This is a genomic window from Polycladidibacter stylochi (assembly GCF_001562055.1).
In the GTDB taxonomy this organism is placed as follows: domain Bacteria; phylum Pseudomonadota; class Alphaproteobacteria; order Rhizobiales; family Stappiaceae; genus Pseudovibrio; species Pseudovibrio stylochi.
The window spans coordinates 71,982-84,493 of the sequence record NZ_LLWE01000018.1; the positions used below are offsets into that span (position 1 = coordinate 71,982).

12 protein-coding genes and 1 riboswitch are annotated in these 12,512 nt (G+C 46.0%); of the genes, 7 read left to right on the forward strand and 5 right to left on the reverse strand.

Going from position 1 to position 12,512, the window contains the following annotated elements; translation table 11 throughout:
• Positions 1-38 precede the first annotated feature (38 nt).
• Positions 39-935 carry a DMT family transporter gene (locus AYK67_RS03620; RefSeq protein ID WP_068082446.1) on the reverse strand — a complete coding sequence of 299 codons (897 nt, stop codon included), beginning with the start codon at positions 933-935 and terminating at the stop codon, positions 39-41.
• 108 nt (positions 936-1,043) lie between these two features.
• A riboswitch (FMN riboswitch) is annotated at positions 1,044-1,210 on the reverse strand.
• Between the two features lie 219 nt (positions 1,211-1,429).
• Between AYK67_RS03620 and AYK67_RS03625 the strand changes: the two genes are divergently transcribed.
• On the forward strand, positions 1,430-2,302 hold the full coding sequence (locus AYK67_RS03625; RefSeq protein WP_068082448.1) for a DUF2167 domain-containing protein: 873 nt from the start codon (positions 1,430-1,432) through the stop codon (positions 2,300-2,302).
• 107 nt (positions 2,303-2,409) lie between these two features.
• Here the strand turns inward: AYK67_RS03625 and AYK67_RS03630 are convergent, their stop codons facing one another.
• From AYK67_RS03630 to AYK67_RS03640, 3 genes are read right to left on the reverse strand one after another with little or no spacing between them, the layout of a single operon-like run.
• Complete coding sequence (locus AYK67_RS03630; protein ID WP_068082451.1) at positions 2,410-2,829, reverse strand: gamma-glutamylcyclotransferase family protein; 420 nt, start codon at positions 2,827-2,829, stop codon at positions 2,410-2,412.
• A 14-nt stretch (positions 2,830-2,843) separates the two neighbouring features.
• Positions 2,844-3,530, reverse strand: a complete 687-nt coding sequence (locus AYK67_RS03635; RefSeq protein WP_068082453.1) for an HAD hydrolase-like protein — start codon at positions 3,528-3,530, stop codon at positions 2,844-2,846.
• A gap of 42 nt (positions 3,531-3,572) precedes the next feature.
• A complete protein-coding gene (locus tag AYK67_RS03640) occupies positions 3,573-5,591 on the reverse strand; it encodes an acetyl-CoA carboxylase biotin carboxylase subunit (protein WP_068082456.1) in 2,019 nt (672 codons plus the stop codon).
• A gap of 271 nt (positions 5,592-5,862) precedes the next feature.
• Between AYK67_RS03640 and folB the strand changes: the two genes are divergently transcribed.
• The 5 genes from folB (at position 5,863) to AYK67_RS03665 (ending at position 9,345) form a co-directional block, all read left to right on the forward strand.
• The gene (gene folB, locus AYK67_RS03645) at positions 5,863-6,225 is read left to right on the forward strand and encodes a dihydroneopterin aldolase (RefSeq protein ID WP_068082460.1); all 363 of its coding nucleotides are present in this window, start codon (positions 5,863-5,865) and stop codon (positions 6,223-6,225) included.
• 144 nt (positions 6,226-6,369) lie between these two features.
• Entirely contained in the window at positions 6,370-6,669 is a 300-nt protein-coding gene (locus AYK67_RS03650) for a hypothetical protein (protein WP_068082463.1), read from the forward strand.
• Positions 6,670-6,857: 188 nt separating this feature from the next.
• Positions 6,858-8,303, forward strand: a complete 1,446-nt coding sequence (mgtE, locus tag AYK67_RS03655) for a magnesium transporter (RefSeq protein ID WP_156453043.1) — start codon at positions 6,858-6,860, stop codon at positions 8,301-8,303.
• 111 nt (positions 8,304-8,414) lie between these two features.
• On the forward strand, positions 8,415-8,864 hold the full coding sequence (locus tag AYK67_RS03660; RefSeq protein WP_068082468.1) for a PaaI family thioesterase: 450 nt from the start codon (positions 8,415-8,417) through the stop codon (positions 8,862-8,864).
• A 52-nt stretch (positions 8,865-8,916) separates the two neighbouring features.
• The gene (locus AYK67_RS03665; protein WP_068082471.1) at positions 8,917-9,345 is read left to right on the forward strand and encodes an ACT domain-containing protein; all 429 of its coding nucleotides are present in this window, start codon (positions 8,917-8,919) and stop codon (positions 9,343-9,345) included.
• A gap of 70 nt (positions 9,346-9,415) precedes the next feature.
• Here AYK67_RS03665 and AYK67_RS03670 read toward each other — a convergent pair whose 3' ends face one another.
• Positions 9,416-11,191, reverse strand: coding sequence for a putative bifunctional diguanylate cyclase/phosphodiesterase (locus AYK67_RS03670; protein WP_162265076.1), 1,776 nt, complete (start codon positions 11,189-11,191; stop codon positions 9,416-9,418).
• 697 nt (positions 11,192-11,888) lie between these two features.
• Between AYK67_RS03670 and AYK67_RS03675 the strand changes: the two genes are divergently transcribed.
• Positions 11,889-12,503 (forward strand): ATP-dependent Clp protease proteolytic subunit, encoded by a 615-nt coding sequence (locus AYK67_RS03675; protein WP_082735623.1) that lies wholly within the window; start codon positions 11,889-11,891, stop codon positions 12,501-12,503.
• Positions 12,504-12,512 lie beyond the last annotated feature (9 nt).

The window sequence follows — 12,512 nt, forward strand, 5'->3', positions numbered from 1 at the left end:
CCCCATCATTCGTGCAAAACGCAGACTATGCCCGCTCTCTAGTCATCATACCAAAGAATATAAAGCGAAGCGGCAATAATCAGCAAGGCACCCAGCCATAAATTGCCCGGCGGCACCCAACCAAACACAAGCAGCCCACAAACCACATTTAAAGGCAACTTCACATGGTCAAAAGGCTGCAGATAAGCCGCCTCCACTTTCTCATAGGCCAGCGCCAGCGCCCCTTGCGCCAAGGCTCCCAGTACACCGGCAAATGCAATCAGCCCCCAGGCCAAAGCTCCGCTTGGCAATTCAAAGCCCGCTGCACCTGCCAAAAACAGGTTAATAGGTGCGAGAAACAACAGCAAATACAAGGTTACCGATTGCGGGCTTTCGCTGTGCTCGAGCTTCTTCATACAAAGAATAGATGCACCCCACAGCATGGCTGCAACAACCGGTAGCAAAGCCCCTAACTGAAAGGCATCACTCCACGGAGAGAGAATAATCATCCCCCCAATAAAACCGACAAGCGTCGCCAACCAACGCCGGTAAGTGGCCCGCTCGCGCAAAATTACAGCCGCACCAATGGTCACAAAAAATGGCGAGGTCATCAGCAATGCAATTGCTTGCCAAATCGGCACCGGATAGGCCAGCGAGGCGGTCCAGAACTGCACCCCAAGAGCGGCCAAAAAAACGCGCAATATATGCAAACCCAGTTGTTTGGTTTTTAAGGCAACAAGACCCATACGCCAAATCAAGGGCACCATAACCAACAAGGATATAAAATATTGCCAAAAAGTGGCAGAGGGCGAGCCAAGCCCGAGGTTCATGGTGGTATATTGCATTGCCGAATTCACCAATGCAAATAAAGCACCGGCAAATACCATCCAAAATGCACCGAGGATTTTCTCGCCAATACGCGAACGATGAGCGGAAAGCGCTGCGGTCTTAAGCATAACAAGACCCCGGCATAATAATTATAGTCATCAAAAGTCTCTCTGATCCATAGGTGCAAGGCACCAATAATAATGAACCAGGACATGCAGCAGAAAGGCACTGCTTTTCTGCATTCTCTTTCATCCGGACTGTAACCGTCGGTTCCGGAATCCCACCGGCTCAGCTGACCCAATTACTATCTTTTACCCATAGTAAAAAGCGCTCGTGGACTAACAATCGTAATGAACGTTGCATTACCACCGGTAGGGACTTTCACCCTGCCCTGAGAATACAAACCAACGGCTTGTGCATGGCTTATAGCAGATAAAACTCAGCATTGCACGCAATTTTCAGTATTACTGAAAACTTATAAATACCTATTCTCAACTACAGGTGGATAATAATATTTATACCCGTCGATTTATAGGTTATCCAGTAGCTCTTTAAACTCTATTTTGTAGTCGGAACTAATGAAATGTTCAAATTAAACACCCTAGTATTATCTGCAGTAATAATGTGTTTTACATTCGCTTCACATGCAAGCGAACCACCACTTGAATATATACCTTTCGAAAGCCCTACCAAGGCCTCACGCGGCAGCCTTGACCCGGTATCACAAGAATCCTACCTGGTCACCCGCCCCAAATATTGCCAGATCGTCACCGAAGAATGGGGCTGGGACAACTGCGATGGTCTTGAGCTTTTCATCGTAAACTATACCGACGCAATCAATATCCTGATCTCTGAAGCTCCCAATAGCGAAGGCCTGGTAAAATTTGATGAGTGGCAAAGTGATGACCATAACGATCAAATTAAAGAGATCGAAGAGCAACTCAAAGAAAGTATCTCCGCTCAGGCCAAAGCTCTTAACGCAAACATTTCGTTTGAGGGTTGGAAAGTCTATCCAACACTCAACATACATAACAACAGTATGTTTTATGCCTATAACTTAAAGTGGGAAGGGGAGTTCGTCACCAACATCAAACTCTCGCTTTTCGACCGTCAAGGTTACGTTGTGTTCCGCATCACCCCCAATGAAAGCAACTTGAACGAAGCCCAGTTATCTGCGCTCATAGAAAATGTTATTCAAAACTATCACCCCGTTGAAGGCGAAAAATATGCTGACTTTAAAGATGGCGATAAAGTCGCTGCCGTTGGCGCCATGGGTGTTCTTGCTGGCCTGCTAGGGGTCAAGTATGGAAAAATTGCAGGCGCTGGACTGTTGGCGTTGCTCTTTAAAAAGGGCGGCATCCTCATTTTGCTTAAAAAAGGCGGCTTCCTCTTGTTACTGCCACTCTTTTGGGTATTGGGCCAACTCAAAAACGTTATCTTCCGCCCCAAAAAGACAATGGCGAACGATGGTGAAACGCCGCCGTCCCAAGACTAGTCACATTTAGTAGCAGCACTAAAAAACCCCGCAAAGCCAACACTTGCGGGGTTTATATTCGTATTTCACATCGGGCTGGCATCATGACATGTGTTCATGTATGCAGCTTAGTCCAATAGTTTGGCCACTTCATCTTGATAGAGCTTTGGCTGGTTCCAATCCTTAACCGCGTCCATCATGCCCGCTACAGCTCTATCATGTGCTTTACCACTTACAGCAGTACGGCTCACATACACCAGAGAGGACCGCGGCTGCCCTTTGTAGCGCACAGGAATAAACACCTTATCCATTCCTCCGCGCAGCAGCGCCTCGGCGCTGTCAATCAGTGGCACTTCGCCAATGGCCACATCCCACAACACACCATGAACGCACTTCATAGGCGCTTTTACGATAGAGGGAACGCCTTCACGGGTAATAATCAATCGGTAGCCATCTAGCTGCGCTACCCCAAGCGGCTTGGAGCGTGGACAGCGCCCTGCCATCGTATCGCGGTTCATTAACCGCCCATAAGCAAAATATAATGGCATGCACGAACTCCCAATTAGCCCAACAACCCCCCGCCGGTACTGGCGGTTTCACTCATCAACTCATCAAGTACGAATAACAGGCTGGCGCGGTCCTCTACAATGGTGAGTGGCTCAAAATCTTTCAGCTCCTGCTTGGAACCAAATCCCCAGCTCACGCCAATAGAGCGCATATTGTTTGCTGCTGCCGCAATTAAATCATGTTTACGATCGCCAATCATCAAGCAGTTATTGGCCTTAAGATTCTCTTGCTCCAGAAGATATTTTATCAAATCCCCCTTATAGGAGCGCGTACCGTCAAACTCGCTGCCATAAACAGCATAAAAATATTGAGATATTTTGAAGTGCTCTACAATTCGCCGTGCTGGGATATGGGGTTTGGAAGTGCAAACAAACAGTTTAATATCACGCGCCTTTAAGGCTGCCAGTAACTGGGCAATACCACTGTAAATTTCATTTTCAAAAAGCCCGATTTCATTATACCGCTCACGGTAAAAACCTACGGCTTTATCTATTGTTTTCTTATCATCTGTTTCCAGCAGAACAGCCATACTTTCTTCTAGTGGCGGGCCGATACAAAAGCGCAAGTCTTCCGCATCACGCTGTAGGGCACCCATCTTATCTAGTGCATGCTGAATGCTACGGGTAATTCCAATGTATGGGTTAGTTAAAGTTCCATCAAGATCAAATAGCAGCGCCTGCACGCCCGCTCCTTTCAGGAGCGGCGTACAGGCCACTCCACTTTATTATGCTTCGGCAAATTCCATTATAATCGCATCTACCGCAAGGCTTTCGCCTGGAGACGCTTTAATGGTGCTTACCACACAATCCCGTTCGGCGCGAAGAATGTTTTCCATTTTCATGGCTTCCACAATCGCCAGCGGCTCCCCGGCTTTAACTTCTTGCCCCTCATCCACATCAATAGAAACCACAAGTCCTGGCATTGGACAGAGCAGCATGTTGGATGTGTCAGGTGCCACTTTTTCTGGCATTAATAAGTCAAGCTCGGCAATACGCGGGCTCATCGCGCGGGCAATAACATCAAAGCCCTGCCAGTTAAGGCGATAGCCGTTGTGCACGGGCCGCACCTGTATGGCAACTTCCTCTCCAGCCACACTACCGGTCCATAAAACTTCGCCCGGAGCCCAGTCAGAGCGCAAGTGTATGCTCTCACCATCATCAATCGCCAGGTTGATATCTATTGGCGTTGCGGGAAAGCCTTCCTGCAGTTTTACAGGAATATGCTCACCATTAATGCTCACAGTCCATTGCTCACGCGTAGCACCGGAATGCGGACGCAAACGGCCAGGTAAATGATCTAACCGTTCGCGCTCAATCAAGTGCATGGAAAGAGCAACGGCAGAAAGCAAGGTTTTAGCATTCTGGTCCGGCTCGGCAGGTGCAAAACCATCCGGGTATTCGTCATCAATAAAGCTTGTCGCCAATGCACCGGAACGCCAGCGCGGATGTTTCATCAAGGAAGTAAGAAACGGCACATTATGCTGAATGCCATCAACGACAAATTCATCTAGCGCCATACCCATGGCTTCAATCGCTTCCGTGCGACTTGGCGCGTGGGTCACAAGTTTGGCAATCATCGGATCATAATAGAGCGAAATCTCGGAGCCTTCACTCACACCGGTATCATTACGCACAATCACATCACCGCGCACACCTTCAACCGGAGGCTGATAACGTGTCAGCCGGCCAATAGAAGGCAAAAAGCCGCGATAAGGGTCTTCGGCATAAATCCGGCTTTCAACGGACCAGCCGTTAAGCTTCACATCTTCTTGCTTTAAGGCAAGCGCTTCACCAGCAGCCACGCGGATCATCTGCTCAACCAAATCAACACCGGTAATCAATTCGGTCACAGGGTGCTCCACCTGCAAGCGGGTGTTCATTTCCAAAAAGTAGAAGCTCTTGTCCTGGCCAGCAACAAATTCAACTGTTCCCGCACTGTCGTAATTCACAGCTTTGGCCAAGGCGACCGCTTGCTCACCCATCAACTTTCGGGTGTCTTCGTCAAGCAAAGGCGAAGGTGCCTCTTCAATCACTTTCTGGTTTCGGCGCTGAATTGAGCATTCACGTTCGCCCAAGTAAATCACGTTGCCATGCTTATCGCCCAGCACCTGAATTTCAATATGGCGCGGGTTCTCAATAAACTTTTCAATAAAGATCCGGTCATCGCCAAACGAGCTGGCAGCTTCAGAACGCGCTCTGGTAAACCCTTCAGACGCTTCGCTATCATTCCAGGCGATGCGCATGCCTTTACCGCCACCGCCGGCGGAGGCCTTAATCATCACTGGATAACCGATATCCTTTGAGATTTTGACAGCTTCTTCGGGGCTTTCAATCAACCCCATGTAACCTGGAACAGTAGAAACCCCGGCATCATTGGCAAACTTCTTGGAGGTGATTTTATCGCCCATAGCCTCAATGGCATCCGGGTTTGGCCCAATGAAGGTAATTCCATGCGCGGCAAGAGCTGCACAGAATTCGGCCCGCTCCGATAAAAAGCCGTAGCCGGGATGCACAGCCTGCGCACCGGTTTGTTGACAGGCCGCAATGATTTTATCCGCTAAAAGGTACGATTCGGCTGCAGCAGGCGGGCCAATGTGTACGGCTTCATCTGCCATTTCAACATGCATGGCATCGCGGTCTGCATCTGAATAAACAGCAACAGTCGCAATCCCCATTTTCTGGGCTGTTTTAATGACCCGGCAAGCGATCTCGCCACGGTTGGCGATTAGTATTTTAGAAAACATGCGGCCCCATATTTGAAAAGCTTAGATATATGAGGTTGTAGGTTCGCAAAACCACTTGATCAACCTCACAAAAGGGCGAACACGCTCCCCACACGCCATATAGGTGGCATTGGAGAAAATATAACACTAACCTACTGAAAACATTAGTACTATAAATAATATATCTGGAATAAATCTGAATTCTTAGAGATAAACTGGCTTTTCTTTCCCACACTGTCTATCTAGTGAAAAAGTAGCAGATGAACACATAAAAGCATCGAGAACGAATAATATGGATAAACTACAGCTTCATGGCCTGTCATTTTATGCCCACCATGGCCTTTTTGAAGAAGAAGCAAAGTTGGGGCAGCGCTTTGTTGTGGATATGACGTGTTGGGCAGATTTAAGCAAGCCATCGCTGAGCGATGCCTACGAAGATACAATTTGTTATGGCAAACTGGCTAAAACTGTTGAAGCTGTTGTCACCCAACAACGGTTTAACCTGCTGGAGCGCTTGGGCGGCGCTATTTGCGAGGCTGTCTTTGCTGCCGATCACCGCATTGCCAGAATAAGCGTTACAATTAACAAGCCAGGCGCACCGGTTCCTGTGCATGCTGGAGGTTTTAGCGTGCAAATCAACCGAGAACGCGCATAACAGCTGTTTACCTACTGCCAAATCATCAACTTGGCGAAGACAGTTTATAAAGCCAATAGAAACTTTCATCTGCTATTTCACTATCAAGCGGCTGATAAATAAGCCTATGAAACCCACAAGAACAACAATAACTATGAGGGTTTGATGAGACAGTTTCTAAAGGCACTCTGCGTATTTTTGGGCTTCACAGCCATTATGGCGCTAAACGCGAATGCACGTCCCGAAACGCGCAAAATGAGTTGCGAGAAAACCCAAAGACTGGTGAAGAATAAGGGCGCTATTGTTCTATCTACTGGAGGCGCTGCGTTTGATCGCTATGTCAGCCAACACCGCTATTGTCAATTCGATGAAATGTTAAAAAGCGCATATGTACCAACACAAGACAAGAAAAAGTGTTTCATCGGTTACACCTGCGCACCGGCAGATCTGCCTGATCGCTTTTAAATTGAGTCCTTTGTTCATATGGTGCATGGCTGATTGATGTAAAAACTTGAAATGTGTACTTATAAAGAAAGTACAATCAAATCACTAAAATTGGTTTGTAAAGGTGTTGCTAAAGGTCGTGTTGGGCTTGCAGCTTGCGTCAATGTGAGGCACTACTGCTTCTAGTACTTTAATTATTATATGTCCGCATGCCAGCTGGAAAGCCAGATGGAGGTCTCTTGGTTGAACAGGTAAACCCAATTGGGGCCGATGTGCACCAGCCAGCTTCCATTCGTGATGATAGCGGCCACTTGGACCGCGAATACCTCAAATCCGTTGAAGCAGCGATTGCTGTAAAAGATCAGCAGCAAATACTTGCGCTTGCCGGTAATTTACACGAAGCCGATATGGGGGACTTGCTGGAAGTCTTGCATGATGAGGACCGGGTTGTTCTCATTCAGCTGCTTGGCGACCAGTTCGATTTTACCGCACTTACCGAAATTGACGAATTGGTGCGGATGCAGCTGCTGGAAGCGCTGCCCGATCAAGAAATTGCCGAGGGGATTGGCGAGCTTGAATCGGATGATGCGGTTTATATTCTGGAAGACCTGGAGAAGGAAGAGCAGGACAAAATCCTTGCCAACCTACCTAATGTGGACCGGGTGCAGATTAAGAGGTCGCTCGAATATCCTGAGGATACGGCAGGGCGGCTTATTCAGTCGGATTTTATTGCGGTACCTGCGTTTTGGACCGTGGGCCAGGTGATTGACCACTTGCGCTCTTCCGAGGGGTTACCGGAAAAATTCTATGAAATCTATATTGTGGACCCGGCCTTCCATTTGTTAGGGGCGGTGTCTTTGGACCGGGTTTTAACAACCAAGCGTTCTAAAAAACTCTCTAAGATAATGGAGGAGACACGCTTTAGCGTACTGGCCACCCAAGATCAGGAGGATGTGGCGCGGTTGTTTGAGCGCTATAACCTTGTTTCGATTGCTGTGACGGATGACGCCGAGCGGCTGGTGGGTATTGTGACGATTGACGATATTGTTGATGTTATCCAAGAGGAGGCCGAGGAAGATATGCTGGCGCTGGCCGGCGTGGGTGATGAAGAAATTTCGGACAATGTTTTGGATATTGCGCGCTCGCGTATTGGCTGGCTGGTTATTAACGTTTTCACCGCTTTATTTGCGGCCTCGGTTATTTCTTTGTTCGAGCAAACCATTTCCAAAATGGTCGCTTTGGCTGTTTTAATGCCGGTTGTGGCTTCTATGGGCGGAAACTCTGGTACGCAAACTATGACGGTGACTGTGCGCGCCATTGCTACGCAAGAGTTGAACCGCCGCAATATATTGCGTGTTTTACGGCGCGAATTGTTTGTCGGTATGCTTAATGGTGTCGGGTTGGGCCTATTAATTGGCTGTATTGCCGGCTTTTGGTTTTATTCACTTGATATCGGGCTGGTTATTGGATCTGCCGTTTTGATCAACTCAATATGTGCGGGTTTGTTTGGCCTTTTGGTACCGCTTGGTTTGAATCGTCTTGGTGCTGACCCCGCGATTGCGTCCTCTGTGTTTGTTACTATGATCACCGACGTAGTTGGTTTTTTCTCTTTCCTTTTCATTGCTTCGATGTGGTTTAATCTGCCATTTTTGTAGTGGTTGTCCTTTAGTAAATTCGAACTAATTGGCTATTTTATCTTTCGCACTTCGCTTTAAAGCTATCTCTTCAATCATTTGGTATGCATTCGATTTGATAGTGGGAAGAAAATGCTTCAGTCATTTAATGTAGAATATGATCAGTACGCGCAGCGTATTGAAAACAGCTTTGCCAAGCAGCCTTTTATGAAAACCCTTGGGGCACAACTGGAAGAGGTTAACGCCGGGCATGTTCGCGTTAGGTTGCCACGCTCGGAAGCTATTTTACAACAACACGGTTTTTTCCATGGCGGTGTTATAGCGACTCTTGCTGATGTGGCAGGAGGCTATGCGGCATATACTTTAATGCCAGAAGGCGTTGGAGTTTTGACAGCAGAGTTTAAAATAAACATCGTCCGGCCCGGAACTGGTGAAGCACTTATTGCAAGAGGTAGCGTGATTAAACCAGGGCGTACTTTAACGCTTGCAAAAGCCGATGTTTTGGCGGAAAAGCAAGGTAATTTGACTCTTGTGGCAACCGGTTTATTTACGATGGTTGGTAAAGAGGGGCTGGAAGGCTAGGTTGTTTAAAGCATAGAATTTGATTTTTAATGCAATTTTATTGGAGCTTAATATGGGTGATTTGGAAGCAGGTGTTGTTGATTTAAATATATTACTGGCAAATATGAAAGCAACGTTATTTGCACAAAACTATGTCTTTGCGAGTGTTCAAGAGGCGCATAAACAAGCCATAGGAAACTATGATTTTCTTGGATCATTTGTTGAGGATGAAGGGCTAAGCTTAATAATGGAGGCTGAAGTTGCCGATAAAGCGGGGCTTCCATACAACGGAGTGTTTAAACGTATCTCGCTTCAAGTGCATTCATCACTTGAAGCTGTAGGTTTAACGGCGGCTATCTCGAATGTGCTTGCAAGCAAGGGGATTTCTGCAAATGTGGTTGCAGCTTGTTACCATGACCATATTTTTGTGCCATCACCAAGAGCTGAAGAAGCAAAATCCCTACTGGAAAAGCTTAGTAAAGATGCCCAGTGCGAAAAATAATTGTGTTTGTATGGTTTCCGCTAGAGGTATTGTTTTGATATTCCTTGCGTGAAGTTTGATATTTTTGTGTTTAAGCGTTCGAGCAAAGGGGAATATGTGCATCCATCAACAGGGTGTCAAACTCAAGTGGGCATAGTGGAGATGAGAAATAAGTGCCTTGGTATTGAGCGCAACCCATTCGTGATGCATTGTTTAGCTGCTCTTTCGTCTCGACGCCACTTGCAACTAATTGTAACTCCAACTGTGTTGATAGTTGCCGAATTAACTGGATGATTGGCCATCTAACCGGGTCTTGAATGAGGGAATGACCGACATTTATGGTGCTGATTGGGTAATTATGCAGTTGCTCTAAATCGGCAATGCTTTGATCGTGCTCGTTTATGCCGAGTTGGAAGCCTTGGTATTTTAATGCCAAGATTTCTTTTATTAAATCGCTTTTTTTTTCCATTAAAATATCCTGCTTGAACTCAATTAATACATTGGCAGGATTTATTCCTATTTTACGTTGTAAACGTGTGAAGCGTTTAGAAAGCCCGCCACGTCTGAGCTGGGCTTTGGAAATACCAAATGTGACATGCAGGGAGTGACCTGCGCGTTCCCATTTACTTTGCTGGTGCATCGCTGTTTCGGCTACCCACTCTCCAACTTCATCTATCAGGCCAGTTTGTTCTGCTGCATTCAATAGTGGTTTGGCAGAGATGAGGCCATTGCGCGGGTGTTGCCAATAAAGCTGTGCTTCTGCGCCAATAATTTTATTGCTGCCTATCTCTAATCGTGGTTGATAATGAAGTACCAGCTCTTTAAGAGATAATGCGTTACGAAGAGATGTTTCAACTGCAACCCGCTTTTCGATTGCCTGGCTCATTTCCGGCTCATAAAAGCGGTACTGGTTTCTTCCTTGTTCTTTTGATTTATACATCGCAAGATCTGCTTTGCTCAAAAGTTCTTCGTAATCGACTGCATGTTCCGGAAATAATGCAATGCCAATGGAAGGGCTAACTTGGATGGTACGCTGTTGTAGCTGTATTGGCTGGCTCAGAGCATAGCGAATTGACTTTGCTAGCTGTGTCAGTTTTTCACGGCAAGTTATTTTTTCAAAAAAAACAACAAACTCGTCACCGCCAACCCTAGCTACAAGGCCATTTTCTTGTACTGAATTTTGCAAGCGTTTTGCAATAGTTACAAGAAGATCATCGCCAGCCTGATGGCCGAGTGTGTCATTTATTGTTTTGAAATGATCCAAGTCGATGAAGAAAATTGAACCATTGTCTACTTTGCTTTGACTGTTTGATAAATGTCGTTGCAGGATTGATTCGAGTCGGGAGCGATTTGCCAACCCAGTGAGGGAATCGTGGGTGGCGTTGTAGCGTATTACCAGCTCAGCTTCGATACGCTTTGTTACATCGGTCGCACTGTACATTATTGCTTGCTTACCGGTATCTGGATCAAAGTCGAGTTTTAACGAAATGTCATGCCAACGATAACCTTTGGGCGCGACAACACGATAGACACCTTCCGCAACACCGTCAGTTATGAGTTGCTTATAAAAAGATTCGTAGTCTGAATAGTTATAGAAGCGTTTCGCTAGGGACATGGCGCCTTTATGGCGGCTTAAGCGACTGGCCGGGTTCTCAAAAATCAGCTGACCCTCAAGAGAAAACATAGCTATGCGTGTATTGGTATGATACAGAGTTTGCGCTGCGCGCGATTGTGTTGTTTCTATTTCCTCTGGTGTTGCCAATTGGGCTAGCAGGCCAATATCACCATTCGTTAGCGGTTGTTTTGTAAAGGTGACAGTTAATGCCTTCAAAGCCTGATGATAAGGTAGACAAAGGGAATAAATCATTTTGGGGTAACTGCTGATCATTTTCGTTACGTGAAGTAAATGCTGATCCATACCCTTTAATGCCCACGAAGCTGGGAGAGGCAAATCATAGTTTACCTCATTCGTATTAAGTGATTTGTCTTGCTTCTGGCATCTAATTAATTTTAAAGCTGATGAATTCGCCCAAATAATTCGATTTGTATGCGGGTCTAGTACAAGTAATGGCGCGTTAATGCGCTCATATACATCTGCGTCAGATTTTGGAATGGCCCCAGTTTTTTTTAGCATAACTTCTTTGTTTTTCATAATGATAGTCAATTAATTGTTTCCAGTTTAAACTGAATTCTAACTGATATTAAAACGCTTAAGGCTTTTATTGTTACTGCTTTGTAATTTTGTATCTTTATTATACAGTATTATGCAATGTGTTATTGATGAAAAAAAATTCATTACTTGTTTATTCTAGTAAAATTGTTTTTGTTATTACTTAATTATATTATTATTACATTTGTCCGTAACGTCACATGAATTTGTGTCCATGATGTCATAGTGAAGGAGGCGTAGGATTTGGTGAGGTCGGTGTTTGGGATGGGATAAAAGTGGTTAGCTGTGTATTAAGTTGTTTGCGGCAAGCTTAGGGTTAATTTACAAGGAAGCTTAAGGAATGAGTAGACCGCAATGGGCGGTTCTTCCAAGCAATTAAGGAGCGGGGAAGCGTATGGGCGATTTTACCACAACGATGCCAGTAGGGCTTGACGGTGATGAGAAGAAGGAAAAACAAACCGATAAATCAATCGCGGTCGATAAGCATTTATTTGAAGCACGGACTGTATTGATTACCGGAACCATAACACAAGAGTTGGCACAAGATGTGTGTGCACGGCTTTTGGCTTTGGCGCAAGTTTCCAGCGACCCTATTACTGTTATTGTTTCCTCACCTGGTGGGCACGTTGAATCTGGTGACATGATTCACGATATGATCAAATTCATCGGACCTAAGGTTTGGATTGTTGGCACTGGCTGGGTGGCAAGTGCTGGCGCACTCATTTACGTATCTGTTCCGAAAGAGCGCCGGTTTTGTACACAAAATACCCGTTTTTTACTGCATCAACCATCTGGTGGTGCTGGTGGTATGGCTACAGATATTGAAATTCAGGCGAACGAAATACTAAAAATGCGAGATCGTTTGAATCGCATTTTTGCTGACGCGACAGGCCAGTCGATAGCGCGTATTGAAAAAGATACGGACCGCGATTACTGGATGAGCCCAAGTGAGGCGATTGATTACGGGCTGGTTGGTAAAGTCGTGGCTCGTGCCTCAGAAATTTCTTAGGGTACTTTA

Excerpts from the sequence above, each read along its gene's own strand:
- AYK67_RS03620 (WP_068082446.1), bottom strand. The coding sequence starts at position 935 with ATGCTTAAGACCGCAGCGCTTTCCGCTCATCGTTCGCGTATTGGCGAG.
- AYK67_RS03625 (WP_068082448.1), top strand. The coding sequence starts at position 1,430 with ATGTGTTTTACATTCGCTTCACATGCAAGCGAACCACCACTTGAATAT.
- AYK67_RS03630 (WP_068082451.1), bottom strand. The coding sequence starts at position 2,829 with ATGCCATTATATTTTGCTTATGGGCGGTTAATGAACCGCGATACGATG.
- AYK67_RS03640 (WP_068082456.1), bottom strand. The coding sequence starts at position 5,591 with ATGTTTTCTAAAATACTAATCGCCAACCGTGGCGAGATCGCTTGCCGG.
- folB (WP_068082460.1), top strand. The coding sequence starts at position 5,863 with ATGGATAAACTACAGCTTCATGGCCTGTCATTTTATGCCCACCATGGC.
- AYK67_RS03650 (WP_068082463.1), top strand. The coding sequence starts at position 6,370 with ATGAGACAGTTTCTAAAGGCACTCTGCGTATTTTTGGGCTTCACAGCC.
- mgtE (WP_156453043.1), top strand. The coding sequence starts at position 6,858 with ATGCCAGCTGGAAAGCCAGATGGAGGTCTCTTGGTTGAACAGGTAAAC.
- AYK67_RS03660 (WP_068082468.1), top strand. The coding sequence starts at position 8,415 with ATGCTTCAGTCATTTAATGTAGAATATGATCAGTACGCGCAGCGTATT.
- AYK67_RS03665 (WP_068082471.1), top strand. The coding sequence starts at position 8,917 with ATGGGTGATTTGGAAGCAGGTGTTGTTGATTTAAATATATTACTGGCA.
- AYK67_RS03670 (WP_162265076.1), bottom strand. The coding sequence starts at position 11,191 with ATGATTTATTCCCTTTGTCTACCTTATCATCAGGCTTTGAAGGCATTA.
- AYK67_RS03675 (WP_082735623.1), top strand. The coding sequence starts at position 11,889 with ATGGGCGATTTTACCACAACGATGCCAGTAGGGCTTGACGGTGATGAG.